Source organism: Pseudoxanthomonas sp. J35 (assembly GCF_000513995.1).
Taxonomy (GTDB): domain Bacteria; phylum Pseudomonadota; class Gammaproteobacteria; order Xanthomonadales; family Xanthomonadaceae; genus Pseudoxanthomonas.
Map to the genome: position 1 here is coordinate 1 of NZ_AZVB01000027.1, position 24,228 is coordinate 24,228.

General features: G+C 67.7%; 35 protein-coding genes and 1 pseudogene. 34 read left to right on the top strand and 2 right to left on the bottom strand.

Translation table 11 applies throughout. From position 1 onward, the window contains the following. The 31 genes and pseudogenes from tuf to PSEJ35_RS16270 form a co-directional block, all read left to right on the top strand. Positions 1-395 (top strand): annotated as a pseudogene (gene tuf / locus PSEJ35_RS0113165) (elongation factor Tu); the annotation flags it as partial. A gap of 328 nt (positions 396-723) precedes the next feature. Continuing rightward, entirely contained in the window at positions 724-1,035 is a 312-nt protein-coding gene (gene rpsJ / locus PSEJ35_RS0113170; protein ID WP_013535997.1) for a 30S ribosomal protein S10, read from the top strand. An 11-nt stretch (positions 1,036-1,046) separates the two neighbouring features. Then, positions 1,047-1,697 carry a 50S ribosomal protein L3 gene (gene rplC / locus PSEJ35_RS0113175; protein ID WP_028918206.1) on the top strand — a complete coding sequence of 217 codons (651 nt, stop codon included), beginning with the start codon at positions 1,047-1,049 and terminating at the stop codon, positions 1,695-1,697. An 11-nt stretch (positions 1,698-1,708) separates the two neighbouring features. Further along, positions 1,709-2,314 (top strand): 50S ribosomal protein L4, encoded by a 606-nt coding sequence (gene rplD, locus PSEJ35_RS0113180; RefSeq protein WP_028918207.1) that lies wholly within the window; start codon positions 1,709-1,711, stop codon positions 2,312-2,314. Continuing rightward, the gene (gene rplW, locus PSEJ35_RS0113185; protein WP_024870247.1) at positions 2,311-2,610 is read left to right on the top strand and encodes a 50S ribosomal protein L23; all 300 of its coding nucleotides are present in this window, start codon (positions 2,311-2,313) and stop codon (positions 2,608-2,610) included. The genes rplD and rplW overlap by 4 nt, the downstream gene beginning before the upstream one ends. A 10-nt stretch (positions 2,611-2,620) precedes the next feature. After that, positions 2,621-3,448, top strand: a complete 828-nt coding sequence (gene rplB / locus PSEJ35_RS0113190; RefSeq protein WP_028918208.1) for a 50S ribosomal protein L2 — start codon at positions 2,621-2,623, stop codon at positions 3,446-3,448. A 6-nt stretch (positions 3,449-3,454) separates the two neighbouring features. Further along, a complete protein-coding gene (gene rpsS / locus PSEJ35_RS0113195) occupies positions 3,455-3,721 on the top strand; it encodes a 30S ribosomal protein S19 (RefSeq protein WP_024870245.1) in 267 nt (88 codons plus the stop codon). A gap of 12 nt (positions 3,722-3,733) precedes the next feature. Beyond that, entirely contained in the window at positions 3,734-4,069 is a 336-nt protein-coding gene (gene rplV / locus PSEJ35_RS0113200; protein ID WP_028918209.1) for a 50S ribosomal protein L22, read from the top strand. A 1-nt stretch (position 4,070) separates the two neighbouring features. Continuing rightward, positions 4,071-4,799: a 30S ribosomal protein S3 gene (rpsC, locus tag PSEJ35_RS0113205; protein ID WP_028918210.1), complete on the top strand. Its 729-nt coding sequence runs from the start codon at positions 4,071-4,073 to the stop codon at positions 4,797-4,799. A 5-nt stretch (positions 4,800-4,804) separates the two neighbouring features. Further along, positions 4,805-5,218 carry a 50S ribosomal protein L16 gene (rplP, locus tag PSEJ35_RS0113210; protein ID WP_024870242.1) on the top strand — a complete coding sequence of 138 codons (414 nt, stop codon included), beginning with the start codon at positions 4,805-4,807 and terminating at the stop codon, positions 5,216-5,218. After that, positions 5,218-5,406: a 50S ribosomal protein L29 gene (rpmC, locus tag PSEJ35_RS0113215; RefSeq protein ID WP_028918211.1), complete on the top strand. Its 189-nt coding sequence runs from the start codon at positions 5,218-5,220 to the stop codon at positions 5,404-5,406. The genes rplP and rpmC overlap by 1 nt, the downstream gene beginning before the upstream one ends. Positions 5,407-5,418: 12 nt before the next feature. Beyond that, positions 5,419-5,682 (top strand): 30S ribosomal protein S17, encoded by a 264-nt coding sequence (rpsQ, locus tag PSEJ35_RS0113220; protein WP_028918212.1) that lies wholly within the window; start codon positions 5,419-5,421, stop codon positions 5,680-5,682. 14 nt (positions 5,683-5,696) lie between these two features. Continuing rightward, a complete protein-coding gene (gene rplN / locus PSEJ35_RS0113225) occupies positions 5,697-6,065 on the top strand; it encodes a 50S ribosomal protein L14 (RefSeq protein WP_024870239.1) in 369 nt (122 codons plus the stop codon). 15 nt (positions 6,066-6,080) lie between these two features. After that, positions 6,081-6,398 carry a 50S ribosomal protein L24 gene (rplX, locus tag PSEJ35_RS0113230; RefSeq protein ID WP_024870238.1) on the top strand — a complete coding sequence of 106 codons (318 nt, stop codon included), beginning with the start codon at positions 6,081-6,083 and terminating at the stop codon, positions 6,396-6,398. Positions 6,399-6,409: 11 nt separating this feature from the next. After that, on the top strand, positions 6,410-6,952 hold the full coding sequence (gene rplE / locus PSEJ35_RS0113235) for a 50S ribosomal protein L5 (protein WP_028918213.1): 543 nt from the start codon (positions 6,410-6,412) through the stop codon (positions 6,950-6,952). A gap of 12 nt (positions 6,953-6,964) precedes the next feature. Beyond that, positions 6,965-7,270 (top strand): 30S ribosomal protein S14, encoded by a 306-nt coding sequence (gene rpsN, locus PSEJ35_RS0113240; RefSeq protein ID WP_024870236.1) that lies wholly within the window; start codon positions 6,965-6,967, stop codon positions 7,268-7,270. 190 nt (positions 7,271-7,460) lie between these two features. Then, the gene (rpsH, locus tag PSEJ35_RS0113245; protein WP_028918214.1) at positions 7,461-7,859 is read left to right on the top strand and encodes a 30S ribosomal protein S8; all 399 of its coding nucleotides are present in this window, start codon (positions 7,461-7,463) and stop codon (positions 7,857-7,859) included. 19 nt (positions 7,860-7,878) lie between these two features. Continuing rightward, positions 7,879-8,406, top strand: a complete 528-nt coding sequence (gene rplF, locus PSEJ35_RS0113250; protein ID WP_028918215.1) for a 50S ribosomal protein L6 — start codon at positions 7,879-7,881, stop codon at positions 8,404-8,406. Positions 8,407-8,480: 74 nt separating this feature from the next. After that, on the top strand, positions 8,481-8,837 hold the full coding sequence (rplR, locus tag PSEJ35_RS0113255; RefSeq protein WP_028918216.1) for a 50S ribosomal protein L18: 357 nt from the start codon (positions 8,481-8,483) through the stop codon (positions 8,835-8,837). A gap of 152 nt (positions 8,838-8,989) precedes the next feature. After that, positions 8,990-9,532, top strand: a complete 543-nt coding sequence (gene rpsE, locus PSEJ35_RS0113260) for a 30S ribosomal protein S5 (protein WP_024870232.1) — start codon at positions 8,990-8,992, stop codon at positions 9,530-9,532. Then, the gene (gene rpmD, locus PSEJ35_RS0113265; RefSeq protein WP_013535978.1) at positions 9,525-9,716 is read left to right on the top strand and encodes a 50S ribosomal protein L30; all 192 of its coding nucleotides are present in this window, start codon (positions 9,525-9,527) and stop codon (positions 9,714-9,716) included. The genes rpsE and rpmD overlap by 8 nt, the downstream gene beginning before the upstream one ends. Positions 9,717-9,726: 10 nt before the next feature. Continuing rightward, positions 9,727-10,164: a 50S ribosomal protein L15 gene (gene rplO, locus PSEJ35_RS0113270; protein WP_024870231.1), complete on the top strand. Its 438-nt coding sequence runs from the start codon at positions 9,727-9,729 to the stop codon at positions 10,162-10,164. Between the two features lie 7 nt (positions 10,165-10,171). After that, positions 10,172-11,530 (top strand): preprotein translocase subunit SecY, encoded by a 1,359-nt coding sequence (gene secY / locus PSEJ35_RS0113275; RefSeq protein WP_028918218.1) that lies wholly within the window; start codon positions 10,172-10,174, stop codon positions 11,528-11,530. A 352-nt stretch (positions 11,531-11,882) separates the two neighbouring features. Further along, entirely contained in the window at positions 11,883-12,239 is a 357-nt protein-coding gene (gene rpsM / locus PSEJ35_RS0113280; RefSeq protein WP_024870229.1) for a 30S ribosomal protein S13, read from the top strand. 13 nt (positions 12,240-12,252) lie between these two features. Beyond that, positions 12,253-12,645, top strand: coding sequence for a 30S ribosomal protein S11 (gene rpsK, locus PSEJ35_RS0113285; protein WP_028918219.1), 393 nt, complete (start codon positions 12,253-12,255; stop codon positions 12,643-12,645). Between the two features lie 14 nt (positions 12,646-12,659). Then, positions 12,660-13,286: a 30S ribosomal protein S4 gene (rpsD, locus tag PSEJ35_RS0113290; protein WP_024870228.1), complete on the top strand. Its 627-nt coding sequence runs from the start codon at positions 12,660-12,662 to the stop codon at positions 13,284-13,286. A gap of 156 nt (positions 13,287-13,442) precedes the next feature. After that, positions 13,443-14,441: a DNA-directed RNA polymerase subunit alpha gene (rpoA, locus tag PSEJ35_RS0113295; protein ID WP_024870227.1), complete on the top strand. Its 999-nt coding sequence runs from the start codon at positions 13,443-13,445 to the stop codon at positions 14,439-14,441. A gap of 180 nt (positions 14,442-14,621) precedes the next feature. Then, positions 14,622-14,993, top strand: a complete 372-nt coding sequence (gene rplQ / locus PSEJ35_RS0113300) for a 50S ribosomal protein L17 (RefSeq protein ID WP_028918220.1) — start codon at positions 14,622-14,624, stop codon at positions 14,991-14,993. 132 nt (positions 14,994-15,125) lie between these two features. Further along, on the top strand, positions 15,126-15,644 hold the full coding sequence (locus PSEJ35_RS0113305) for a disulfide bond formation protein B (RefSeq protein ID WP_028918221.1): 519 nt from the start codon (positions 15,126-15,128) through the stop codon (positions 15,642-15,644). 31 nt (positions 15,645-15,675) lie between these two features. Next, positions 15,676-17,064: a 3-deoxy-7-phosphoheptulonate synthase class II gene (locus tag PSEJ35_RS0113310; RefSeq protein ID WP_028918222.1), complete on the top strand. Its 1,389-nt coding sequence runs from the start codon at positions 15,676-15,678 to the stop codon at positions 17,062-17,064. 168 nt (positions 17,065-17,232) lie between these two features. Next, positions 17,233-18,381 carry a mechanosensitive ion channel domain-containing protein gene (locus PSEJ35_RS16270; RefSeq protein WP_037083331.1) on the top strand — a complete coding sequence of 383 codons (1,149 nt, stop codon included), beginning with the start codon at positions 17,233-17,235 and terminating at the stop codon, positions 18,379-18,381. Between the two features lie 14 nt (positions 18,382-18,395). On the opposite strand, the gene PSEJ35_RS16275 is transcribed toward PSEJ35_RS16270, so the two are convergent. Together PSEJ35_RS16275 and typA are read right to left on the bottom strand one after the other, a co-directional pair. Then, the gene (locus PSEJ35_RS16275; protein ID WP_232207669.1) at positions 18,396-19,988 is read right to left on the bottom strand and encodes an amidase; all 1,593 of its coding nucleotides are present in this window, start codon (positions 19,986-19,988) and stop codon (positions 18,396-18,398) included. Positions 19,989-20,122: 134 nt separating this feature from the next. After that, positions 20,123-21,952 carry a translational GTPase TypA gene (gene typA, locus PSEJ35_RS0113325; protein ID WP_028918223.1) on the bottom strand — a complete coding sequence of 610 codons (1,830 nt, stop codon included), beginning with the start codon at positions 21,950-21,952 and terminating at the stop codon, positions 20,123-20,125. A gap of 128 nt (positions 21,953-22,080) precedes the next feature. Between typA and PSEJ35_RS0113330 the strand changes: the two genes are divergently transcribed. From PSEJ35_RS0113330 to PSEJ35_RS0113340, 3 genes are all read left to right on the top strand, one after another. Then, positions 22,081-22,575, top strand: coding sequence for a peptidylprolyl isomerase (locus tag PSEJ35_RS0113330; protein WP_028918224.1), 495 nt, complete (start codon positions 22,081-22,083; stop codon positions 22,573-22,575). 104 nt (positions 22,576-22,679) lie between these two features. Continuing rightward, a complete protein-coding gene (locus PSEJ35_RS0113335; protein WP_028918225.1) occupies positions 22,680-23,036 on the top strand; it encodes a glutaredoxin domain-containing protein in 357 nt (118 codons plus the stop codon). Positions 23,037-23,109: 73 nt separating this feature from the next. Further along, the gene (locus PSEJ35_RS0113340) at positions 23,110-24,093 is read left to right on the top strand and encodes a malate dehydrogenase (protein WP_028918226.1); all 984 of its coding nucleotides are present in this window, start codon (positions 23,110-23,112) and stop codon (positions 24,091-24,093) included. The last annotated feature ends 135 nt before the right edge of the window (positions 24,094-24,228 follow it).

The window sequence follows — 24,228 nt, forward strand, 5'->3', positions numbered from 1 at the left end:
AGCTGCTGGACCAGGGCCAGGCGGGCGACAACGCGGGCCTGCTGCTGCGCGGCACCAAGCGTGACGAGGTCGAGCGTGGCCAGGTGCTGGCCAAGCCGGGCACGATCACCCCGCACACCGACTTCGAGGCCGAGGTGTACGTGCTGTCGAAGGACGAGGGCGGCCGTCACACCCCGTTCTTCAAGGGCTACCGTCCGCAGTTCTACTTCCGCACCACCGACATCACTGGCGCCGTCCAGCTGCCGGAGGGCGTGGAGATGGTGATGCCGGGCGACAACGTGAAGATGGCGGTGTCGCTGATCAACCCGGTGGCGATGGACGAGGGCCTGCGCTTCGCGATCCGCGAAGGCGGCCGTACCGTCGGCGCCGGCGTGGTCTCCAAGATCATCAAGTAATTCAACAAGTTATGGTCGCCGCCCCCTGGGTGGGCGGCGACCTTACAGCGAAAAGAGGCACAGGAAGTGCCTCGTGTTCGCCGGACAGGGAAGGGTCGCGTACCGTATCGCGCGTGGAACGGCCGGATTGGCTGTTGACGCGCATATTTACGCGTTCTATACTTTTCCGTCTGGGCAGGCCGGCTCGCTGGCCTGCCCGCGCTTTTGGGTGCTGGCAGTGCCGGTGCCTGTCCAAAGGGCCCTGGCCTGGCGGACGAACAGGAACCTAATACCGGGGCAGGCATCCCAGAGGCCGCGCCCGTCGCTCTTTTAACGAAGGAACTCCGTCATGGCGGACCAAAAGATCCGGATTCGGCTCAAGGCGTTCGATCACCGTCTGATCGACCGCTCGGCCAGCGAGATCGTCGAAACGGCCAAGAGGACCGGCGCGCAGGTGCGTGGCCCGATCCCGCTGCCGACCAAGATCGAACGTTACACCATTCTCGTTTCGCCGCATGCCGACAAGGATGCGCGTGACCAGTACGAGACCCGCACGCACAAGCGCGTGCTCGACATCGTCGACCCCAACGACAAGACCGTGGACGCGCTGATGAAGCTCGAACTCGCGGCTGGCGTCGACGTCCAGATCAAGCTCGCCTGAGGACTGCCGACATGACGAAGAAGTATTCGTTGGGTCTGGTCGGCCGCAAGGCCGGCATGAGCCGCGTCTTCACCGAGGATGGCCGTTCCGTCCCGGTGACCCTGATCGAGGCCACCCCGAACCGCATCACCCAGATCAAGACCGTCGAAGTCGACGGCTACAGCGCCGTCCAGGTCACCACTGGCACGCGCCGCGCCGCGCTGGTCAACAAGCCGCTGGCCGGCCACTATGCCAAGGCCAAGGTCGAAGCCGGGCGCGGCCTGTGGGAGTTCCGCGTCGCCGACGACAAGATCGGTGACTTCGCCGTTGGCGGCGAGATCAAGGCCGACATCTTCGAGGTGGGCCAGATCGTCGACGTACAGGGCGTAACCAAGGGCAAGGGCTTCCAGGGCACGATCAAGCGCCACAACTTCACCATGGGTGACGCCACCCACGGTAACTCGCTGAGCCACCGCGCTCCGGGTTCGATCGGCCAGCGCCAGACGCCGGGCCGCGTGTTCCCGGGCAAGAAGATGTCCGGCCACATGGGCGCCGAAACGCAGAGCGCGCAGAACCTGGAAGTGGTTCGCGTCGATGCCGAGCGTGGCCTGATCGCCGTTCGCGGCGCCGTCCCGGGTGCCCCGGGTGGCGACGTGGTCGTGCGCCCGGCGAGCAAGGCGTAAGGAGAATCACCATGGAACTCACCATTACGGGTAGCGCCAACAAGCTGTCGGTCTCCGACGCCGTGTTCGGCCGCGAATTCAGCGAGGACCTGGTCCACCAGGTCGTGGTGGCCTACCAGGCCGCCGGCCGCTCCGGCACCAAGGCGCAGAAGACCCGCGCCGAGGTCAACGGGACCACCAAGAAGTCGAAGAAGCAGAAGGGTGGCGGCGCCCGCCACGGCGCCCTGACCGCTCCGATCTTCGTCGGCGGCGGCGTGGCCTTCGCGGCGAAGCCGCGCAGCTTCGTGCAGAAGGTCAACCGCAAGCAGTACCGCGCCGCGATCAGCTCGATCCTGTCGGAGCTCAACCGCCAGGGCCGCCTGAAGGTCGTCGAGTCGTTCGACGTCGACGCCGCCAAGACCAAGGGCCTGGTCGAGAAGCTGGCCGGCCTGGAGCTGGGCAAGCGCCCGCTGATCGTCACCGAGGACGCGTCCGAGAACCTGTTCCTGTCGGCGCGCAACCTGCCGTACGTGCAGGTCCGCGACGTGCAGGGCCTGGATCCGGTCGCCCTGGTTGGCGCCGATTCCGTGCTGATCACCGCCGAAGCGGTCAAGAAGGTCGAGGAGTGGCTGGCATGAGCGCCAACGAGAAAGTTTTCAGCGTGCTGCTCGCGCCGCGCGTGTCCGAGAAGACCGCCCGGCTGCAGGAAGTCAGCAACCAGTACGTGTTCGAAGTTTCGAACGACGCCACCAAGGCCGACGTGAAGGCCGCCGTGGAACAGCTGTTCGACGTCAAGGTCGAGTCGGTCAACGTCGTCAACGTGAAGGGCAAGAACAAGTCCTTCCGCTTCCGTTCCGGTCGCCGCGGCGACTGGCGTAAGGCGTACGTGCGCCTGGCCGACGGCCAGAGCATCGACGTGTCCGCGAAGGCCTGAGGGTGATCCCATGCCATTGATGAAGTTCAAGCCCACCTCTGCCGGCCGCCGCTCCGCGGTCCGCGTGGTCACCCCGGACCTCCACAAGGGTGCCCCGCACGCCGCGCTGCTCGAGAAGCAGAGCAAGACCGGTGGTCGCAACCACCACGGCCGCATCACCACGCGCCACGTCGGTGGCGGCCATAAGCAGCACTACCGCCTCATCGACTTCAAGCGCAACAAGGAAGGCATCGTCGCGCGCGTCGAGCGGATCGAGTACGACCCGAACCGCACCGCGCACATCGCCCTGCTGTGCTACGTCGACGGCGAGCGCCGCTACATCATCGCCCCGAAGGGCCTGAAGGCCGGTGACCAGGTGATCGCCGGTTCCGACGCCCCGATCAAGGCCGGCAACACCCTGCCGCTGCGCAACATCCCGGTCGGCACCACGGTGCACTGCATCGAGCTGAAGCCGGGCAAGGGCGCGCAGATCGCCCGCGCCGCCGGCGCCGGCGTGCAGCTGGTCGCCCGCGAAGGCACCTACGCGCTGCTCCGCCTGCGTTCGGGCGAGATGCGCAAGGTCCCGGCCGAGTGCCGCGCCACCATCGGCGAGGTCGGCAACGACGAGCACAACCTGGAGAAGCTGGGCAAGGCCGGCGCCAAGCGTTGGCGCGGCGTGCGCCCGACCGTCCGCGGTGCGGCCATGAACCCGGTCGACCACCCGCACGGTGGTGGTGAGGCCAAGGCCGGCCAGGGCAACCCGCATCCGGTCACCCCGTGGGGTGTCCCGACCAAGGGTTACAAGACGCGCAAGAACAAGCGCACCCAGCAGTTCATCGTCCGCGATCGTAGGGGCTAATCGACCATGCCACGTTCCCTCAAGAAAGGCCCGTTCGTCGATCACCACCTCATCAAGAAGGTGGAGGCCGCGGGCGGCACCAAGAAGCCGATCAAGACCTGGTCGCGCCGTTCCATGATCCTGCCGGAAATGGTGGGATTCACCATCGCCGTGCATAACGGCAAGAACCATGTCCCGGTCCTCGTGAACGAGAACATGGTCGGCCACAAGCTCGGCGAGTTCGCCGTCACCCGGACCTTCAAGGGTCACGGCGGCGACAAGAAGTCGAAGTAAGGAGAGATGACAATGGAAGCGAAAGCCATCCTGCGCACCGCGCGCATCTCCCCGCAGAAGGCCCGCCTGGTCGCCGACCAGGTGCGTGGCCTGCCGGCCGAACGCGCCGTCAACCTGCTGAAGTTCTCGGACAAGAAGGCCGCCGCCCTGATCAAGAAGGTCGTCGAGTCGGCCATCGCCAACGCCGAGAACAACCAGGGCGCCGACGTCGACGCGCTGAAGGTCAAGACCATCATGGTCGACGAGGGCCCGACCCTGAAGCGCTTCATGGCGCGTGCGAAGGGCCGCGGCACCCGCATCCTCAAGCGGACCAGCCACATCACCGTCGTCGTGGGAGAGGGCAAGTAATATGGGTCACAAAGTTCATCCCACCGGCATCCGCCTGGGCATTGCCAAGGACTGGAACTCCAAGTGGTACGCCGACAAGGGCGAATACGCCCAGTACCTGGCGGCCGACCTGAAGGTCCGTGACATGCTTCGCAAGAAGCTGGCGCAGGCCGGCATCAGCAAGATCCTGATCGAGCGTCCGGCGAAGACCGCTCGCGTGACGATCCACACCGCCCGCCCGGGCGTGGTGATCGGCAAGCGCGGCGAGGACATCGAGAAGCTGCGCAAGGAAGTGTCCGAGCTGATGGGCGTCCCGGCGCACATCAACGTGACCGAGGTCCGCAAGCCGGAGCTCGACGCGCAGCTGGTCGCCGAGTCGATCGCGCAGCAGCTGGAGCGCCGCATCATGTTCCGCCGCGCGATGAAGCGCGCCGTCGGCAACGCGATGCGCCTGGGTGCCCTGGGCATCAAGGTCAACGTCGCCGGCCGCCTGAACGGCGCCGAGATCGCCCGTTCGGAGTGGTACCGCGAAGGCCGCGTGCCGCTGCATACCCTGCGCGCGGACATCGACTACGGCTTTGCCGAAGCCCACACCACCTATGGTGTGATCGGCATCAAGGTATGGGTCTACAAGGGCGAGATCTTCGACTTCGCCCAGGTCGGACAGGAGAAGCAGGAAGAAGCCAGCAGCCCGCGCGCCGAGCGTGGTGACCGCGAGCGTCCCTCCCGTCCCGCACGTGAAGCGAGGTAACGGCGATGTTGCAACCCAAGCGAACCAAGTTCCGCAAGCAGTTCAAGGGCCGTAACGAGGGCCTGAGCTGGAGCGCCAACGCCGTGTCCTTCGGCGAGTACGGCCTGAAGGCCACCGCCCACGGGCGCCTGACCGCGCGCCAGATCGAAGCGGCCCGCCGCACGATCAGCCGCTACGTCAAGCGCGGCGGCAAGATGTGGATCCGCGTGTTCCCGGACAAGCCGATCACCCAGAAGCCGATCGAAGTCCGAATGGGCTCCGGTAAGGGTAACGTCGAGTACTGGGTCGCCCAGATCCAGCCCGGCCGCATGATCTATGAAATCGAGGGTGTGCCCGAGGAACAGGCGCGCGAGGCCTTCCGCCTGGCGGCTGCCAAGCTCTCGGTCACCACCACCTTCGTGACCCGTACGGTGCGCTAATGGCTACGATCAACGAACTCCGTGAAAAGTCGGCCGACGAGCTGAAGGCCCACCTGCTGGAGCTGCGCAAGGAGCAGTTCTCCCTGCGCATGCAGAAGGCGACCGGCCAGCTGTCGAAGACCCACGAAACCCGCCGGGTGCGCCGCGAGATTGCTCGCGTGAAGACCCTGCTCGGCAGCAACCAGTAAGGGATCGCAGCGATGAGCGACAACAACAAGCAGCTGCGCACGGTCGAAGGCCGCGTGATCAGCAACAAGATGGACAAGACGGTGACCGTCCTGGTCGAGCGTCAGGTCAAGCACCCGCTGTACGGCAAGTACATCAAGCGCTCGACCAAGCTCCACGCCCACGATGCGGACAACAGCTGCAACGAAGGCGACGTGGTGCGCGTGACCGAGATCGCGCCGCTGTCCAAGACCAAGAACTGGCGCGTGGTGGAAATCGTCACCCGCGCGGCCGAATAAGGGAGATCTGAATCATGATCCAGATGCAGAGCTACCTCGATGTGGCCGACAACTCGGGCGCCAAGGAACTGATGTGCATCAAGGTGCTGGGCGGCTCGAAGCGCCGCTACGCCGGCATCGGCGACATCATCAAGGTGACCGTCAAGGAAGCGATTCCGCGCGGCAAGGTCAAGAAGGGCGAGGTCTACGACGCCGTCGTGGTCCGCACCCGGAAGGGCGTTCGCCGTCCGGACGGCTCGCTGATCCGCTTCGACGGCAACGCCGCCGTCCTGCTGAACAACAAGCAGGAGCCGATCGGCACCCGTATCTTCGGACCGGTGACCCGTGAGCTGCGTTCCGAGAAGTTCATGAAGATCGTCTCGCTCGCGCCTGAAGTGCTCTGAGCGGAGGAAGCAGACATGGCAAACCGTATCAAGAAGGGTGACCAGGTCGTGGTCACTACCGGCAAGGACAAGGGCAAGCAGGGCGAGGTCATCCGCGTCGATGGCGACCGCGTGGTCGTCTCCAACGTGAACCTGGTCAAGCGGCACACCAAGCCGAACCCGCAGGCGGGCATCGCCGGCGGCGTGGTCGAGCGCGAAGCCTCGATCCACATTTCCAACGTGATGCCGCTCAACCCCGCCACCGGCAAGGGCGAGCGCATCGGGTACAAGGTCCTGGAGGATGGACGCAAACTGCGTGTGTTCCGCTCCAGTGGTGAGGCGCTCGACGCCTGAGGAATGAAGCAATGACCACGCGGCTCGAAAAGATCTACAAGGAAGAAGTGGTGCCGGCTCTGATGAAGAAGTTCGGCTACACCAATCCGATGCAAGTCCCCAAGCTCGTCAAGATCACGCTCAACATGGGCGTGGGCGAGGCGGCTGCCAACAAGAAGGTGCTGGAAAACGCCGTCGCCGACCTGGCCAAGATCTCCGGCCAGAAGCCGGTGACGACCAAGGCCCGCGTCTCGGTGGCCTCGTTCAAGATCCGCGACGGCTGGCCGATCGGCTGCAAGGTGACCCTGCGCCGCGACACCATGTTCGAGTTCCTGGACCGCCTGATCAGCGTGTCGCTGCCGCGCGTCCGCGACTTCCGCGGCGTGTCGGGCCGTTCGTTCGACGGCCGTGGCAACTTCAACATGGGCGTCAAGGAGCAGATCATCTTCCCGGAGATCGATTTCGACGCCGTCGACGCCATCCGCGGCATGGACATCGCGATCACCACGACCGCCAAGACCGACGCCGAAGCCAAGGCGCTGCTCGAAGCGTTCAAGTTCCCGTTCCGCAACTAAGGGTCACAGAACATGGCAAAGACCTCCATGGTCAACCGCGACGCGAAGCGGGAGAAGCTGGCCAAGAAGTACGCGGCCAAGCGCGAGGAGCTGAAGAAGATCGTCGCCTCGCAGACCGCTTCCTACGAAGAGAAGATCGAAGCCGCGACCAAGCTGCAGAAGCTGCCGCGCGACTCTTCGCCGAGCCGCCAGCGCAACCGCTGCGAGCTGTCGGGCCGTCCGCGCGGCGTCTACCGCAAGTTCGGCCTCGGCCGCAACAAGCTGCGCGAAGCCACCATGCGTGGCGACGTGCCCGGCCTGCGCAAGGCCAGCTGGTAAGCGGGCAGGGCGGCCCCGGCCGCCCGGTCCAGGCAACAGGCATGGAGCCGGCCCCCAAGGCCGGTTCCTTGCGCTATAATCCCCGGCTTCGCCCCGGCCGTCCCGGGTCGTCGCGGCAAGGGCCCGGCCTCTCCCGGGACACAATCCAGATTTCGCGAAAGCGGATATCGGTGCACTCAAGGAACCACTCATGAGCATGACTGATCCCATCGCCGACATGCTGGTCCGCATCAAGAATGCGGCCGCTGTGGGCAAGCCGACGGTGAAGCTGCCGTCCTCCAAGATCAAGGTTGCCATCGCCACCGTCCTGAAGGACGAGGGCTACATCTCCGACCTGCGCGTCATCCAGGGCGAGAACAACAAGGCCGAACTCGAGATCGTGCTGAAGTACTTCGAAGGCCGTCCGGTCATCGAGCAGCTGAAGCGCGCTTCGCGCTCGGGCCTGCGCATGTACCGCGGCAAGAGCGAACTGCCGAAGGTCCTGGGCGGCCTCGGCGTGGCCATCATCTCCACCTCCCAGGGCATCATGACCGACAAGCAGGCGCGCAACGCCGGCGTCGGCGGCGAAGTCCTGTGCTACGTGGCCTAAGCGAAGGAGTTACGACGACATGTCCCGCGTAGCCAAGAAGCCGATCGCCCTGCCGAAGGGCGTCGAACTGAACATCCAGGACACCAGCGTCAGCGCCAAGGGTCCGAAGGGCACCCTGTCGCTGGCCAAGCCGGCCGGCGTGCAGATCTCCATCGAGGACGGCAACGCCATCCTGTCGGCCAACGATGACTCGCTGATCCCGCTGGCGGGCACCGTCCGCGCGATCCTGGCCAACATGGTCAAGGGCGTTTCCGAGGGCTTCGAGCGCAAGCTCGAGCTGGTGGGCGTCGGTTACCGCGCCGCGATGCAGGGCAAGGACCTGAGCCTGTCGCTCGGTTTCTCGCACCCGGTCGTGTTCCAGGCGCCGGAAGGCATCACCCTGTCGACCCCGAGCCAGACCGAGATCCTGGTCCAGGGCGCCGACAAGCAGCGCGTCGGTGAAGTGGCGGCCAAGATCCGCGCCTTCCGTCCGCCGGAGCCGTACAAGGGCAAGGGCGTGAAGTACTCCGACGAAGTCATCATCCGCAAGGAAGCCAAGAAGGCCTAAGGCCTTCCGGTCCGGCGCCGAGGCGTCGGACCGGCTGGTCCCAGAGCCGATCCGCTTCCACGAGGTCAAACACCATGAGCATCAAGAACGACGCCCGCCTGCGCCGCGCCAAGTCGACCCGGGCCCACATCCGCAAGCTAGGCGTGCCGCGCCTGTCGGTGCTGCGTACCGGCCAGCACGTCTACGCGCAGCTGTTCACCGCCGACGGCAGCAAGGTCATCGCCGCCGCCAACACCCTGCAGGCCGACGTCAAGGAAGGCCTGAAGAACGGCAAGAACATCGACGCCGCCGCCAAGGTGGGCAAGATCATCGCCGAGCGCGCCAAGGCTGCGGGCATCGAGAAGGTCGCCTTCGACCGCTCGGGCTACCGCTACCACGGCCGCATCAAGGCGCTGGCCGACGCCGCCCGCGAGGGTGGCCTGCAGTTCTGATTCCTGCGGGCCCGCCCAGGCGGGCCCGTCCTGCCGGCGCAGGTGGCGCCGGGCGCCGTCCTCCTTCTGCGCGGACGTGACGCTCCACCGCTCCAGACCACAACCATAAGCGGCGACCGAGCCGTACATACCCACTTACCGAGGAAAACAAGATGGCAGAAGAGCGTCAGCCGCGGGGTCGCGATCGCGACCGCAACCGCGAAGAGAAAATCGACGACGGCATGATCGAGAAGCTGGTCGCGGTCAACCGCGTCAGCAAGACCGTCAAGGGCGGCCGCCAGTTCACCTTCACCGCGCTGACCGTGGTCGGTGACGGCGAGGGCCGCGTCGGCTTCGGCTACGGCAAGGCCCGCGAGGTCCCGGTGGCCATCCAGAAGTCGATGGAGTACGCGCGCAAGGGCATGCTGACCGTCGACCTGAACAACGGCACCCTGTGGCACCCGGTCAAGGCCGGCCACGGCGCCGCCCGCGTGTTCATGCAGCCGGCTTCCGAGGGTACCGGCGTCATCGCCGGTGGCGCGATGCGCGCCGTCCTGGAAGCGGTCGGCGTGAAGAACGTGCTGGCCAAGGCCGTCGGTTCGCGCAACCCGATCAACCTGGTCCGGGCCACCCTGAAGGGCCTGGAGGCCATGCAGTCGCCGACCCGCATCGCGGCCAAGCGCGGCAAGAAGGCGGAGGAACTCCTCAATGGCTAACGAGTCGAACAAGACCGTCAAGGTGCGCCTGGTGCGCGGCCTGCGCGGCACCCAGGCCCGTCACCGTCTGTCGGTCCGCGCCCTGGGCCTGAACAAGCTCAACGACGTGCGCGAGCTGAAGGACAGCCCGCAGGTCCGCGGCCTCATCAACCAGCTGCACTACCTGGTGCGGGTCGAGGACTAAGGAGAATCCCATGCGTCTGAATACTCTCAAGCCCGCCGAAGGCGCCCGCAAGGAGCGTACCCGCGTCGGTCGTGGTATCGGTTCGGGCCTCGGCAAGACCGCGGGCCGCGGCCACAAGGGTTCGTTCGCCCGCGCCGGCAAGGGCAAGATCAAGGCCGGCTTCGAAGGCGGCCAGACCCCGATGCAGCGCCGCCTGCCGAAGGTCGGTTTCCGTTCGCTGACCGCGAAGGACACCGCCGAGGTCCTGCTGTACAAGCTGGCCCTGGTTGAAGGCGACACCGTCGACTTCGCGGCGCTGAAGGCCGCCAAGCTGGTCCCGTCGACCGCCAAGCGCGCCAAGATCGTCAAGAAGGGCGATCTGTCGCGCAAGCTGGTTATCAAGGGCATCGCACTGACCGCCGGCGCCAAGGCCGCGGTTGAAGCTGCCGGCGGCAGCGTCGAGGAGTAAGCGACATATGGCGCAAGCTGGAATCGGCAATCTCGGCAGCGGCCTGGGCAAGTTCACCGAACTGCGCCAGCGCCTGCTGTTCGTGCTTGGCGCGTTGATGGTCTATCGCATCGGCTGCTTCGTGCCGGTGCCGGGCGTCAACCCCGATGCCATGCTCGCCATGATGCAGGCGCAGGGCGGCGGCATCGTGGACATGTTCAACATGTTCTCGGGCGGCGCCCTGCACCGTTTCAGCATCTTCGCGCTGAACGTGATGCCGTACATCTCGGCATCGATCGTGATGCAGCTGGCGGTGCACATCTTCCCGGCGCTGAAGTCGCTGCAGAAGGAAGGCGAGTCCGGCCGCCGCAAGATCACCCAGTACTCGCGCATCGGCGCGGTGTTGCTGGCGGTGGTGCAGGGCGGCAGCATCGCCCTCGCCCTGCAGAACCAGGTCGCCCCGGGTGGCGTCCCGGTGGTCTACGGCCCGGGCGTGGGCTTCGTGCTGACCGCGGTGGTCTCCCTGACCGCCGGCACCATCTTCCTGATGTGGCTGGGTGAGCAGGTCACCGAGCGCGGCATCGGCAATGGCGTGTCGCTGATCATCTTCGCCGGCATCGTCGCCGGCCTGCCGGGCGCGGTCATCCAGACCATCGAGGCCTACCGTGGCGGCACCATGAACTTCCTGACCCTGCTGCTGATCGTGGCCGTGGTCCTGGTGTTCACCTGGTTCGTGGTCTTCGTCGAGCGCGGCCAGCGCCGCATCACGGTCAACTACGCGCGCCGCCAGGGCGGCCGCAGCGCGTACATGAACCAGACCTCATTCCTGCCGCTGAAGCTCAACATGTCGGGCGTGATCCCGGCGATCTTCGCCTCGTCGATCCTGGCGTTCCCGGCGACCCTGGCGCAGTGGTCCGGCCAGGCCACCTCGGCCACCTGGCTGCAGCGCGTGTCCAACGCGCTGGCCCCGGGCGAGCCGCTGCACATGATCGTGTTCGCCGCGCTGATCACCGGTTTCGCGTTCTTCTACACGGCACTGGTGTTCAACTCGCAGGAAACCGCCGACAACCTGAAGAAGTCGGGCGCGCTGATCCCGGGCATCCGTCCGGGCAAGGCCACCGCCGACTACATCGACGGCGTGCTCACCCGCCTGACCGCGGCCGGCGCTGCCTACCTGGTGATCGTGTGCCTGCTGCCGGAAGTGATGCGCACCCAGATGGGTACCTCGTTCTACTTCGGCGGCACTTCGCTGCTGATCGTGGTGGTCGTGGTGATGGACTTCATCGCCCAGATCCAGGCCCACCTGATGTCGCACCAGTACGAGAGCCTTCTGAAGAAGGCCAACCTGAAGGGCGGTTCGCGCGGCGGCGGTTTCGCCCGCGGCTGACCCCGGCCCGGCATCGGCCGGGAGCTTTCGAAGTCCGGCGGACCCATTCCGCCGGCAGCCGGTCCCGGCGGGGCCGGTCCATCCAGAAATGGGCGGCCCGTGCGACGTCTCGCGCACGGGTGAGACGATGCGGTGCCGCGCTGGAGTAGCGCGGCCGGCCGACCCGGGCAACCGGGGACGCCAGCAGAGTCCGGCGCCGGAGCATGGGCACACTCCCCATGCCGGGTCCAGGGCCTTCGGGCCGCGGGCTTCCAAGTAATACGGGACATTGATAGAATTCGCAGTTCACTTTTGAACCAATCCTGTCGGGACGCCCTGGGCGTTGCCGACCCTCAAGTTTGGAGATCGCGTCATGGCGCGTATTGCAGGCGTCAACCTGCCGACCCACAAGCACGTCTGGGTGGGGTTGCAGAGCATCTATGGCATCGGCCGCACCCGGTCGAAGAAGGTTTGCGAGGCCGCCAACGTGGCCCCGACGACCAAGATCCGTGACCTGTCCGAGCCGGAAGTCGAGCGCCTGCGCGCCGAAGTCGGCAAGTATGTGGTCGAAGGCGACCTGCGTCGCGAGATCGGCATGGCCATCAAGCGCCTGATGGACCTGGGCTGCTATCGCGGCCTGCGCCACCGCCGCGGCCTGCCGCTGCGTGGCCAGCGCACCCGTACCAACGCCCGCACCCGCAAGGGTCCGCGCAAGGCGATCCGGAAGTAAGGGATAGAAGACTATGGCCAAGCCAGCTGCTGCCAAGACCAAGAAGAAGATCAAGCGCGTCGTCACCGACGGCATCGCCCACGTGCACGCTTCCTTCAACAACACCATCGTGACCATCACCGACCGCCAGGGTAACGCCCTGTCGTGGGCGACCTCCGGCGGCGCGGGCTTCCGCGGCTCGCGCAAGTCGACCCCGTTCGCCGCGCAGGTGGCCGCCGAGAAGGCCGGCCGCGCCGCGCTGGACTACGGCGTCAAGTCGCTGGAGGTGCGCATCAAGGGCCCGGGCCCGGGTCGCGAGTCCGCCGTGCGTTCGCTGAACGCCGTCGGTTACAAGATCACCAACATCATCGACGTGACGCCGATCCCGCACAACGGGTGCCGTCCGCCGAAGAAGCGTCGCGTCTAAGGGGGCGATAAGAAATGGCTCGTTATATCGGTCCTACCTGCAAGCTCGCGCGCCGCGAAGGCGCCGACCTGTCCCTCAAGAGCCCGGCCCGTGCGCTGGACTCCAAGTGCAAGCTGGAGCAGAAGCCCGGCCAGCACGGCGCCGCGCGCAAGGGCAAGCTCTCCGACTACGCCACCCAGCTGCGCGAGAAGCAGAAGGTCAAGCGCATCTACGGCCTGCTGGAGCGCCAGTTCCGCAACTACTATAAGAAGGCCTCGACCAAGAAGGGCAACACCGGCGAGAACCTGCTGCAGCTGCTGGAAACCCGCCTGGACAACGTCGTCTACCGCATGGGTTTCGCGGTGACCCGTCCGTCCGCCCGCCAGCTGGTCTCGCACCGCGGCGTGCTGGTCAACGGCAAGCCGGTCAACCTGCCGTCGTACCAGGTCAAGGCCGGTGACGCGATCTCGCTGTCCGAGAAGGCGCAGAAGCAGCTGCGCGTGCAGGAAGCGCTGACCGTCGCCGAGCAGCACGACATGACCCCGTCGTGGATCGAGGTCGATGCGAAGAAGTTCGCCGGCGTGTTCAAGGCGGTCCCGGACCGCGGCGACCTGCCGGCCGACATCAACGAAGCGCTGATCGTCGAGCTGTACTCGAAGTAACAGTGGCTGGCTGCCGCGCCCGCAAGGGCGCGGCGCCGCATCCACACCCCGGCCGGATCGCGTCGCCCCGCCTTCCGGCCGTCCCCGGATACGGGGCACACACTCAGGGCCGGCGTTTCCCCCGATCGTCGGCCCATTGCAGGAGAATCCGCAAACATGACGGTTACCGCCAACCAGGTCCTGCGTCCCCGCGGACCGCAGATCGAACGCCTCACCGACAATCGCGCCAAGATCGTGATCGAGCCGCTCGAGCGCGGCTACGGCCACACGCTGGGTAACGCGCTGCGCCGCGTCCTGCTGTCCTCGATCCCCGGCTTCGCGATCACCGAGGTCGAGATCGACGGCGTGCTGCACGAGTACACCACGGTGGAAGGCCTGCAGGAAGACGTGCTGGAGGTCCTGCTGAACCTCAAGGACGTCGCCATCCGCATGCACAACGGCGAGAGCGCCACCCTGACCCTGACCAAGCAGGGTCCGGGCGTCGTCACCGCCGGCGACATCAAGACCGACCACAACGTCGAGATCCTCAATCCCGACCACGTGATCTGCCACCTCACCAAGGACACGGCGCTGAACATGCGCCTGAAGATCGAGCGCGGCTTCGGCTACCAGCCGGCCACCGCCCGTCGCCGTCCTGACGAGGAAACCCGCGCCATCGGCCGCCTGGTCCTGGACGCCTCGTTCTCGCCGGTCCGCCGCGTCGCCTACGCCGTCGAAGCGGCGCGCGTCGAGCAGCGCACCGACCTGGACAAGCTGGTCCTGGACATCGAGACCAACGGCACCATCGACGCCGAGGAAGCCGTGCGCACCGCCGCCGACATCCTCAGCGACCAGCTGTCGGTGTTCGGTGACTTCACCCACCGCGACCGTGGCGCCGCCAAGGCCGCCCCGACCGGCGTGGATCCGGTGCTGCTGCGCCCGATCGACGACCTGGAGCTGACCGTGCGTTCGGCCAACTGCCTCAAGGCCGAGAGCATCTACTACATCGGCGACCTGATCCAGAAGACCGAGGTCGAGCTGCTCAAGACGCCGAACCTGGGCAAGAAGTCGCTCACGGAGATCAAGGAAGTCCTCGCCCAGCGCGGCCTGTCCCTCGGCATGAAGCTCGAGAACTGGCCGCCGGCCGGCGTCGCCGCCCACGGCATGCTCGGCTGATAACGCAACACCGCCCCGCGTCCATCGCGACGCGGGGCGTTCCAGCGCCGACGGGCCTCGAAGCCCGTGGCGACTCCCCGGCGACGGAACGCCGGATCGGGCCAGCGCAGTCCACAGCAACACCGCCTGGAAGGCGACAGCGAAGTACAACAGTCCCAACATTCCCAAGGAACCACGACCATGCGTCACCAGAAAGCCGGCCGCAAGTTCAGCCGCACCAGTGCCCACCGCGAAGCGATGTTCAAGAACATGGCCGCCTCGCTGTTCAAGTACGAACTGATCAAGACCACCCTGCCGAAGGCCAAGGAACTGCGCCGCGTCGCCGAGCCGCTGATCACCCTGGCCAAGGTCGACAGCGTGGCCAACCGCCGCCTCGCCTTCGCGCGCCTGCGCGACAAGGAAGCGGTGGGCAACCTGTTCACCATCCTGGGCCCGCGCTACCAGTCGCGTCCGGGCGGCTACCTGCGCATCCTGAAGTGCGGCTTCCGCGCCGGCGACAACGCGCCGATGGCCTACGTCGAGCTGGTCGACCGCCCGCAGGCGGCCGAGTAAGCGAGCGCGACGCACGCACCACGAGAACCCCGGCCCAGCGCCGGGGTTTTTGTTTCAGCCGCCACCATTACCGCTGGTGGCGCGGATACGGAATAATCGGACCATTTCCCACGTCCCGGGCCCGTCCTGCCGATGAATCCCTTCCGCTGGAGTTTCCGCGCGCAGTTCCTCGCCGGCTTCGCCGGCTGCGTCGCGCTGCTTGCCTACGCGATCTACACGCAGTTCTACCAGGGGCTCGAACCGTGCCCGCTGTGCATCTTCCAGCGCATCGCCTACGCCGCACTGGCGCTGGTGTTCCTGGCCGGCGGGCTGCACGCGCCGCGCGCGCCGGGCGGCCGGCGTTTCTACGGCGTGCTGGTGGCGGTCGCCGCGCTGGTCGGCATCGGCATCGCCGGCCGCCACGTGTGGCTGCAGACCCTGCCGCGCGACGTCGCCCCGGCCTGCGGGCCGCCGCTGTCCTTCCTGCAGGAAACCCTCGGCCCGATGGAGCTGGTGCGCAAGGTCCTCACCGGCACCGGCGACTGCGGCACCGTCGACTGGACCCTGTTCGGCCTGAGCATGCCCGTGTGGAGCCTGTTCGGCTTCGTGCTGCTGTCCGCCTGGGGAATGCAGGCCGCGTTCCGCCGGCGCAAGGGCCGCAACCGGCTCTGACCCGTAACCCCCGCATACCTCGAGCATTCCCATGAGCACCCCAGAACGCAGCCTGCATCCCGTCGACGTCGCCAATGACTGGTCGCCGGGCAGCTGGCGCACCCGGCCCGCATTGCAGATGCCGCAGTACCCGGACCCGGCGGCGCTGGAGGCCGCGCTGGCCGAGCTGCGCCGCCTGCCGCCGCTGGTCACCTCGTGGGAGATCCTCGCGCTGAAGCGGCAGATCGCCGAGGCGCAGGAGGGCAGGCGCTTCCTGCTGCAGGGCGGCGACTGCGCCGAGAACTTCGCCGACTGCGAATCCGGCACCATCTCCAACCGGCTCAAGGTGCTGTTGCAGATGAGCCTGGTGCTGGTCCACGGCCTGCGCCTGCCGGTGGTGAGGGTGGGGCGCTTCGCCGGCCAGTACGCCAAGCCGCGCTCGGCCGACATGGAAACCCGCGGCGAGGTGAGCCTGCCCAGCTACCGCGGCGACGTGGTCAACGGCCCGGAGTTCACCGCGCAGGCGCGCGTGCCCGATCCGCAGCGCATGCTCACCGCGCACGCGCGGTCGGCGATGACGATGAACTTCGTCCGCGCCCTGATCGACGGCGGCTTTGCCGACCTGCACCATCCCGAATACTGGAACCTCAGCTGGGTGGGCTGCTCGCCGCTGGCCGACGACTACCAGAAGATGGTGAACTCCATCGGCGACGCCGTGCGCTTCATGGAGACCCTGGCCGGCGCCGAAGTGCACAACCTCAACCGCATCGACTTCTACACCTCGCACGAAGCGCTGCTGCTGCCGTACGAGGAGGCGCTGACCCGGCAGGTGCCCCGGCAGTGGGGCTGGTTCAACCTGTCCACGCACTACCCGTGGATCGGCATGCGCACGGCCGCGCTCGATGGCGCGCACGTCGAATACTTCCGCGGCATCCGCAACCCGATCGCGATCAAGGTCGGTCCTTCGGTGCAGCCGGACCAGCTGTTGCGCCTGATGGACGCGCTCAACCCCGAGGACGAACCGGGGCGCCTGACCTTCATCCACCGCATGGGCGCGGCGCAGATCGCCGAGAAGCTGCCGCCGCTGCTGGAGGCGGTGCGTCGCGACGGCCGCCGCGTGTTGTGGGTGTGCGACGCGATGCACGGCAACACCGAGAGCACCGCCAACGGCTACAAGACCCGTCGCTTCGCCAACATCCTGGCCGAGGTCGAACACTCCTTCGACCTGCACGCCGCGGCGGGCACCCGCCTGGGTGGCGTGCACCTGGAGCTCACCGGCGAGGACGTCACCGAATGCACCGGCGGCGCGCGCGAGCTCAAGGACGCCGACCTGGAGCGCGCCTACCGTTCCACCGTCGATCCGCGGCTGAACTACGAGCAGTCGCTGGAGATCGCGATGGCGATCGTGCGCAAGCAGGGCGCGCGCCACAGCGGTCACTGACCGCCCGCGACGCGGCGCTGTCGCGCGCCGCGTCGATGCAATGCCGTCACGCCTGCCGCGGCAGGATGCGGGCTTCCGATACGGTGGCGCGCATGCCCTGGTCCTTGCCGGGCCGCGCCACTCCCGATCCGGCAGGAGGTGGCGGCGATGCCTGCATTCGTGGCGGCGATGGACTGGTACGTGGTGCGCGGCTACGTGGTGCCGCTGGGCATCGCCCTGCTGCTGGGCCTGGTGGTGCACGTGCTGTTGCGGCGGATCGCCCGCCGCATCGCCGACCGCCAGTCCACCCGCGCCCGCATCGTCCACGCGATGGTGCTGCCGGCGGCCTTCGCCCTGCCGTTGCTGTTCGTGCTGGCGGCGCTGCGGGCGATGCCGATCCCCGACGAGGACCTGCGCACCTGGGCGCACGCGCTGCGCCTGGCGGTGTTCGCCTGCGTGACCTGGTTGCTGGTGCGGGTGGTCGGCGCGGTGGAGGACTCGATCCTGCGCCACAACCCGATGGAGATCGCCGACAACCTGCATGCGCGCCGCATCCAGACGCAGACGCGCGTGCTCAGCCGGGTGGCCATGGGCGCGATCATCCTGCTGGGCGTGTCCCTGTCATTGATGACCTTCCCGGCCGTGCGCCAGGTCGGCGCCACGCTGCTGGCCTCCGCGGGCATCGCCGGCCTGGTCGCGGGTATTGCCGCCCGTCCCGTGTTCGGCAACCTCATCGCCGGCCTGCAGATCGCCCTGGCCCAGCCGATCCGCCTCGACGACGTGGTGATCGTGGAAGGGGAGTGGGGCCGCATCGAGGAGATCAACAGCACCTACGTCGTGGTCCGTATCTGGGACGAACGGCGACTCGTCGTGCCGCTGTCGTGGTGGATCGAGAACCCGTTCCAGAACTGGACCCGCAGCAGCGCGCAGATGCTCGGCACCGCGTTCCTGTGGCTGGACTACCGCACGCCGATGGACGAGGTGCGCGCCGAGCTGGAACGGATCTGCCACGGCGACCCGCGCTGGGACGGCCGCGTCTGCATCGCCCAGGTCACCGACACCTCGGAACGGGAGATGCAGGTGCGCCTGCTGGTGAGCGCGCGCGATTCCGGCGAGGCCTTCGACCTGCGCTGCGCGGTTCGCGAGCGCATGATCGGCTTCCTCGCCCAGCATTACCCGCATGCGCTGCCGCGCCTGCGCGCCGAGGTGGTCAGCGATGCGGGCCGGCGCCTGCCACGCACCGACGCGACCGCCGAGGTGCCCAGCTCGCCGCGGGCCGAGGACATGGAGGACGCCGCGGCCGATCCCACCCGGAATCCGGCCGCCGGCGGGGCCTAGCGTCGCGCTCCGGCTCAGCGCGTGGCGTCGGCGCCCGGAACGCTGGCCGGGAAGGTCGGCGGCCGCCGCGCCAGGGTCAGCTGCTCGTAGGCATGCGCGGCCTGCAGCAGGCGCGGCTCGCTCCACGCCGGGCCGATGAAGGCCAGGCCCAGCGGCAGGCCCTTGCTGTTGCCCATCGGCACGGTGATGGCCGGATAGCCGGCGACGGCGGCGGCGCCATAGCCGGCCCCGGGGAAACGATCGCCCCCGGCGTAGTCGATCGGCCAGGCCACCCCGGTGGTGGGCGCGACCAGCAGGTCCAGGCGGTCGGCCTTCAGCGCCGCGTCGATGCCTTCGGCGCCGGCGAGGCGACGGGCGCGGGTGCGCGCGGAGATGTAGGCCGGCGCCGCCAGGCCGGGCCGCGTGGCGGCCTGTTCGAACAGCTCCTGGCCGAACAGCGGCATCACGTCGCTGGCGTGCTCGCGGTTGTACTCGATCAGCTGCTCGAGCGTGCGCAGCGGCGCCTCGCGCTGCTGCAGGTAGCGCTCCAGCGCCGGGCGGAATTCGCTGAGCAGGACCTCGCGCTCGTCATCCAGCCATTGGCCCTCGGTCGGGATCCGCGTCGGCACCACGATCGCCCCGGCCTCGCGCAGCGAGGCCACGGCCTTCATGGTCGCGGCGTGGACTTCCGGGGAAATGGCCAGGCGGTCCTGCAGCAGGCCGATGCGCATGCCGCGCAGGTCGCCGTGCAGGCGCGTGGCGTAATCGAAGGTGGCCAGCACGCGGTTGTCCGCGGTGGCCGGGTCGTTGGGGTCGCGGCCGGCGATGGCCGCCAGCAGCAGGGCCGCGTCCTCGACGCTGCGCGCCATCGGCCCGGCGGTGTCCTGGCTGGGCGCGATCGGGACGATGCCGTCGCGGCTGACCAGGCCCACGGTGGGCTTGAGCCCGACCAGGCCATTCACCGCCGCCGGGCAGAGGATGCTGCCGTCAGTCTCGGTGCCGATGCCGGCCACCGCCAGGTTGGCCGCCACCGCCACGGCGGTGCCGGAACTGGAGCCGCAGGGCGAGCGGTCCAGCGCGTAGGGATTGCGGGTCTGGCCGCCGGCCGAGCTCCAGCCGGAGGTGGAGCGGGTGGAGCGGAAGTTGGCCCACTCGCTGAGATTGGCCTTGCCGAGGATCACCGCGCCGGCATCGCGCAGCCGCTGCACCAGGAACGCGTCCGCTGGTGGACGGAACCCGGCCAGCGCCTGCGAGCCGGCGGTGGTCGCCATCGGCGTGGCGTCGATGTTGTCCTTCAGCAGCAGCGGGATGCCGTGCAGCGGCCCGCGCAGGCGCCCGGCGGCGCGCTCGGCATCGAGCCGGGCCGCCTCGTTGCGGGCCAGGGGATTGAGTTCGATGACGGAGTTGAGCCGGGGGCCGTTGCGGTCCAGGGCGATGATCCGCGCCAGGTAGGCCTGCACCAGCGCATGGCTGCTGGTTTCGCCGCGTTCCATCGCCGCCTGCAGGTCGGCGATGCCGGCTTCGGCGTAGGGGAAGTCCGCAGGATCGGTAAGAGCTGGAACGGTCGCGGCCGTTGCGGCCGGTGGTGGAGACGATGGTTCGTCGCGGCGACAGCCCGCAGTGCCCATGCACGCGAGTGCCACCGACAGCAACGCGACTACGCGCATCTGGCATTCCCCGCGGCGGACCCTGGCAGGCTAACCCCGGGGGAGAGGCTTGGCAAACCCGCCGCCGCGGAACGCGGCGGCGGGCAGGGTGCCGGTCAGGCGGCGCGCGAGGCGCGCTTGCGGTCGCTCTCGGTCAGCAGCTTCTTGCGCAGGCGGATTTCCTTCGGGGTGACCTCGACCAGCTCGTCGTCCTCGATGAAGTCCAGCGCCTGCTCCAGCGAGAACTTCAGCGCCGGGGTCAGCTTGATCGCGTCGTCCTTGCCCGAAGCGCGCATGTTGGTCAGCGGCTTGGTCTTGATCGCGTTGACCGTCAGGTCGTTGTCCTTGGAATGGATGCCGACCAGCTGGCCTTCGTACACCTGGTCGCCTTCGGCGGCGAACAGGCGGCCGCGCTCTTCCAGCGGGCCCAGCGCGTAGGCCGGGGTCGGGCCGGCGGCATTGGCGATCATCACGCCGTTCGGGCGCTTGGCGATGGCGCCCTGTTCCTTCGGGCCGTAGTGGTCGAACACGTGGAACAGCAGGCCCGAGCCCTGGGTCAGGGTCTTGAACTCGTTCTGGAAACCGATCAGGCCGCGCGCCGGGATTTCATAGTCCAGGCGCACGCGGCCCTTGCCGTCCGGCTCCATGTTCTTCAGCTGCGCCTTGCGGATGCCCAGCTTCTCCATGACGCCGCCCTGGTGCTGCTCCTCGATGTCCACCACCAGCTGCTCGATCGGCTCCATCAGCTGGCCGTCGATCTCCTTGATGATGACCTCCGGGCGCGACACGGCCAGCTCGTAGCCCTCGCGGCGCATGTTCTCGATCAGCACCGACAGGTGCAGTTCGCCGCGGCCGGAGACCAGGAACTTGTCGGCGTCGGGCAGCTGCTCCACGCGCAGGGCGACGTTGTGCACGCACTCGCGCTCCAGGCGCTCCTTCAGCTGGCGGCTGGTGAGGAACTTGCCGCCGGACAGGTCCTTGTTGCCGGCGAATGGCGAGTTGTTGACCTGGAAGGTCATCGAGATGGTCGGCTCGTCGACGGTCAGCGGCGGCAGCGCCTCGGGGGCTTCCAGTGCGCAGACGGTGTCGGAAATGGTCAGCTCCTGGATGCCGGAGATGGCGACGATGTCGCCGGCCTGGGCCTCCTCGACCTCGATGCGCTCCAGGCCCATGAAGCCCAGCACCTGCAGGACCTTGCCCTGGCGCTTGTTGCCGTTGCGGTCGATCACGAAGACCGGCTGGTTCTTCTTGACCTTGCCGCGCTGGATGCGGCCGATGCCGATCACGCCGACGAAGTTGTTGTAGTCCAGCTGGCTGATGCGCATCTGGAACGGGCCTTCGGCCTCGACCTGCGGGGCCGGCACGTACTTCATGATCGCTTCGTACAGCGGGGTCATGTCGCCGGAGCGGACGTCGTCGGTCAGGCCGGCGTAGCCGTTCAGGCCGGAGGCGTAGACGATCGGGAAGTCCAGCTGCTCGTTGGTCGCACCGAGCTTGTCGAACAGGTCGAACACCTGGTCGATGACCCAGTCGGGGCGGGCGCCGGGGCGGTCGACCTTGTTCACCACCACGATCGGCTTGAAGCCCATCGCGAAGGCCTTCTGGGTGACGAAGCGGGTCTGCGGCATCGGCCCGTCCATCGCGTCGACCAGCAGCAGCACCGAATCGACCATCGACAGGACGCGCTCGACCTCGCCGCCGAAGTCGGCGTGCCCGGGCGTGTCGACGATGTTGATGCGGTTGCCGTTCCAGTTGATCGCGGTGTTCTTGGCCAGGATGGTGATGCCGCGTTCCTTTTCCTGGTCGTTGCTGTCCATCACGCGCTCGGCCAGCACGGTGCGTTCGGACAGGGTGCCGGACTGCTTCAGGAGCTGGTCGACGAGGGTGGTCTTGCCATGGTCGACGTGGGCGACGATGGCGATGTTGCGCAGGTTATCGATGGACATGGATTCTGGGATCGGGAAAACGCACCCGGGTACCCCCTTCGAAGGGGCAGGGCGCGAGGGAGGGTCGAAAAGGAAGCGCGTTATTATAACCGGTCTACCGGCCCATCCGGGCACCTGGAGCTGAATACATGAGCCTGACCGCCATCCTTGACACCGCCAAGGGCGTGATCAAGATCGACCTGCTGGCCGACAAGGCCCCCCTGACCGTGGCCAATTTCGTGAACCTGGCCAAGCGGGGCTTCTACGACGGCCTGAACTTCCACCGCGTGATCGCCGATTTCATGATCCAGGGCGGTTGCCCGGAGGGGTCCGGCCGCGGCGGCCCGGGCTACCGGTTCGAGGACGAGACCGGCAATGGCGTGGCCCACGAGCGCGGCGTCCTGTCCATGGCCAATGCCGGCCCGAACACCAACGGCAGCCAGTTCTTCATCACCCACGTGGCCACCCCCTGGCTGGACGGCCGCCATACCGTGTTCGGCAAGGTCCTGGAGGGCCAGGACGTGGTCGACGCCATCGCCCAGGGCGACAAGATCAACTCGGTGAAGATCGAGGGCGACGCCGAGGCGGTGCTGGCGGCCAAGGCCGATCGCGTGGCCGAGTGGAACCGCTACCTGAGCGCCTGAACCGGGCCTCCCGGCCAGGTCCGGCGCGCAGCCTCCGGACCGGCCCCCGCGGGACCGCATGGTAAAATCGCGGTCCCTCCTGGCCTGCCGGATTCCGTCCCCGCATGCGTATCCTCGGCTTACTGCTGATCCTGGGGCTGGCCGGCGGCCTGTACTCCTGGTGGTCCCAGCGCCCGGCCGAACTGCATCCGGACGATCCCCGGCTGGCCACCGGCGAGGCCGGCATCGTCATGCTCGCCGCCGAATGGTGCGGCTACTGCCAGCGGCAGCAGCGCGACTTCGAGCGCGCCGGCGTGCGCTACCGCCTCCTGGACGTGGACAGCCCCGACGGCGACCGCGCGATGCGCGCGCTGGGCGCCCGCGGCATCCCGGTGACCGTCATCGGCCAGGCCGTGGTCCGCGGCTACGACACGGCCGCATTGGACCAAAGGCTGAGCCCGCTGGGCTACGACGTCTATTAACCTGCGCGGCGCCGCAGGCTCCGGCCCGCCCCGCCAAGCTCCCTTTCTGCAACAGCCACGAAGGACCCCACAGATGAAGACCCCCGTTCGAGTTGCCGTCACCGGTGCCGCCGGCCAGATCGGCTACGCCCTGCTGTTCCGCATCGCCTCCGGCGAGATGCTGGGCAAGGACCAGCCGGTGATCCTGCAGCTGCTCGAGCTGCCGATGGAGAAGGCCCAGGCCGCGCTCAAGGGCGTGATGATGGAGCTGGAGGACTGCGCCTTCCCGCTGCTGGCCGGCATGATCGGCACCGACGATCCGGAAGTGGCGTTCAAGGACGCCGACATCGCCCTGCTGGTCGGCGCGCGTCCGCGCGGCCCGGGCATGGAGCGCAAGGACCTGCTGCTGGAGAACGCGAAGATCTTCATCGCCCAGGGCGCGGCGCTGAACAAGGTCGCCTCGCGCGACGTGAAGGTGCTGGTCGTCGGCAACCCGGCCAACACCAACGCCTACATCGCCATGAAGTCGGCGCCGGACCTGAAGCCGGAGAACTTCACCGCGATGCTGCGCCTGGACCACAACCGCGCGCTGAGCCAGCTGGCCAAAAAGGCCAACGTCGCCGTCGGCGACATCGAGAAGCTGGTGGTGTGGGGCAACCACAGCCCGACCATGTACCCGGACTACCGCTTCGCCACGGTCAAGGGCGAGTCGCTGAAGGACAAGATCAACGACGCCGACTGGAACGCCAACGAGTTCATCCCGAAGGTCGGCAAGCGCGGCGCCGCGATCATCGAGGCCCGCGGCCTGTCCTCGGCCGCCTCGGCCGCCAACGCCGCTATCGACCACATCCGCGACTGGGTGCTGGGCAGCAACGGCAAGTGGGTGACCATGGGCATCCCGTCGGATGGTTCCTACGGCATCCCGGAGGGCGTGATCTTCGGCTTCCCGGTGACCACCGAGAACGGCAAGTACACCTTGGTCAAGGACCTGCCGATTGACGAGTTCAGCCAGAAGGCCATCGACAAGACCCTGGCCGAGCTGGAAGAAGAGCGCGCCGGCGTGGCGCACCTGCTCTGATCCCGGCGGCAGCGTGACACGGAAGGGCGGCTTCGGCCGCCCTTTCCTTTTGCGCGCGCAGTGCGCGGGCATGACCGATGCCACATGCGTCGCCTGCGGCGGAATCGCCGGCGCCGGCCCGTGTTACGTTTCCGG

Coding starts and splice junctions, on each gene's coding strand:
- rpsJ (WP_013535997.1), top strand. CDS start 724: ATGGCGGACCAAAAGATCCGGATTCGGCTCAAGGCGTTCGATCACCGT.
- rplC (WP_028918206.1), top strand. CDS start 1,047: ATGACGAAGAAGTATTCGTTGGGTCTGGTCGGCCGCAAGGCCGGCATG.
- rplD (WP_028918207.1), top strand. CDS start 1,709: ATGGAACTCACCATTACGGGTAGCGCCAACAAGCTGTCGGTCTCCGAC.
- rplW (WP_024870247.1), top strand. CDS start 2,311: ATGAGCGCCAACGAGAAAGTTTTCAGCGTGCTGCTCGCGCCGCGCGTG.
- rplB (WP_028918208.1), top strand. CDS start 2,621: ATGCCATTGATGAAGTTCAAGCCCACCTCTGCCGGCCGCCGCTCCGCG.
- rpsS (WP_024870245.1), top strand. CDS start 3,455: ATGCCACGTTCCCTCAAGAAAGGCCCGTTCGTCGATCACCACCTCATC.
- rplV (WP_028918209.1), top strand. CDS start 3,734: ATGGAAGCGAAAGCCATCCTGCGCACCGCGCGCATCTCCCCGCAGAAG.
- rpsC (WP_028918210.1), top strand. CDS start 4,071: ATGGGTCACAAAGTTCATCCCACCGGCATCCGCCTGGGCATTGCCAAG.
- rplP (WP_024870242.1), top strand. CDS start 4,805: ATGTTGCAACCCAAGCGAACCAAGTTCCGCAAGCAGTTCAAGGGCCGT.
- rpmC (WP_028918211.1), top strand. CDS start 5,218: ATGGCTACGATCAACGAACTCCGTGAAAAGTCGGCCGACGAGCTGAAG.
- rpsQ (WP_028918212.1), top strand. CDS start 5,419: ATGAGCGACAACAACAAGCAGCTGCGCACGGTCGAAGGCCGCGTGATC.
- rplN (WP_024870239.1), top strand. CDS start 5,697: ATGATCCAGATGCAGAGCTACCTCGATGTGGCCGACAACTCGGGCGCC.
- rplX (WP_024870238.1), top strand. CDS start 6,081: ATGGCAAACCGTATCAAGAAGGGTGACCAGGTCGTGGTCACTACCGGC.
- rplE (WP_028918213.1), top strand. CDS start 6,410: ATGACCACGCGGCTCGAAAAGATCTACAAGGAAGAAGTGGTGCCGGCT.
- rpsN (WP_024870236.1), top strand. CDS start 6,965: ATGGCAAAGACCTCCATGGTCAACCGCGACGCGAAGCGGGAGAAGCTG.
- rpsH (WP_028918214.1), top strand. CDS start 7,461: ATGAGCATGACTGATCCCATCGCCGACATGCTGGTCCGCATCAAGAAT.
- rplF (WP_028918215.1), top strand. CDS start 7,879: ATGTCCCGCGTAGCCAAGAAGCCGATCGCCCTGCCGAAGGGCGTCGAA.
- rplR (WP_028918216.1), top strand. CDS start 8,481: ATGAGCATCAAGAACGACGCCCGCCTGCGCCGCGCCAAGTCGACCCGG.
- rpsE (WP_024870232.1), top strand. CDS start 8,990: ATGGCAGAAGAGCGTCAGCCGCGGGGTCGCGATCGCGACCGCAACCGC.
- rpmD (WP_013535978.1), top strand. CDS start 9,525: ATGGCTAACGAGTCGAACAAGACCGTCAAGGTGCGCCTGGTGCGCGGC.
- rplO (WP_024870231.1), top strand. CDS start 9,727: ATGCGTCTGAATACTCTCAAGCCCGCCGAAGGCGCCCGCAAGGAGCGT.
- secY (WP_028918218.1), top strand. CDS start 10,172: ATGGCGCAAGCTGGAATCGGCAATCTCGGCAGCGGCCTGGGCAAGTTC.
- rpsM (WP_024870229.1), top strand. CDS start 11,883: ATGGCGCGTATTGCAGGCGTCAACCTGCCGACCCACAAGCACGTCTGG.
- rpsK (WP_028918219.1), top strand. CDS start 12,253: ATGGCCAAGCCAGCTGCTGCCAAGACCAAGAAGAAGATCAAGCGCGTC.
- rpsD (WP_024870228.1), top strand. CDS start 12,660: ATGGCTCGTTATATCGGTCCTACCTGCAAGCTCGCGCGCCGCGAAGGC.
- rpoA (WP_024870227.1), top strand. CDS start 13,443: ATGACGGTTACCGCCAACCAGGTCCTGCGTCCCCGCGGACCGCAGATC.
- rplQ (WP_028918220.1), top strand. CDS start 14,622: ATGCGTCACCAGAAAGCCGGCCGCAAGTTCAGCCGCACCAGTGCCCAC.
- PSEJ35_RS0113305 (WP_028918221.1), top strand. CDS start 15,126: ATGAATCCCTTCCGCTGGAGTTTCCGCGCGCAGTTCCTCGCCGGCTTC.
- PSEJ35_RS0113310 (WP_028918222.1), top strand. CDS start 15,676: ATGAGCACCCCAGAACGCAGCCTGCATCCCGTCGACGTCGCCAATGAC.
- PSEJ35_RS16270 (WP_037083331.1), top strand. CDS start 17,233: ATGGACTGGTACGTGGTGCGCGGCTACGTGGTGCCGCTGGGCATCGCC.
- PSEJ35_RS16275 (WP_232207669.1), bottom strand. CDS start 19,988: ATGGGCACTGCGGGCTGTCGCCGCGACGAACCATCGTCTCCACCACCG.
- typA (WP_028918223.1), bottom strand. CDS start 21,952: ATGTCCATCGATAACCTGCGCAACATCGCCATCGTCGCCCACGTCGAC.
- PSEJ35_RS0113330 (WP_028918224.1), top strand. CDS start 22,081: ATGAGCCTGACCGCCATCCTTGACACCGCCAAGGGCGTGATCAAGATC.
- PSEJ35_RS0113335 (WP_028918225.1), top strand. CDS start 22,680: ATGCGTATCCTCGGCTTACTGCTGATCCTGGGGCTGGCCGGCGGCCTG.
- PSEJ35_RS0113340 (WP_028918226.1), top strand. CDS start 23,110: ATGAAGACCCCCGTTCGAGTTGCCGTCACCGGTGCCGCCGGCCAGATC.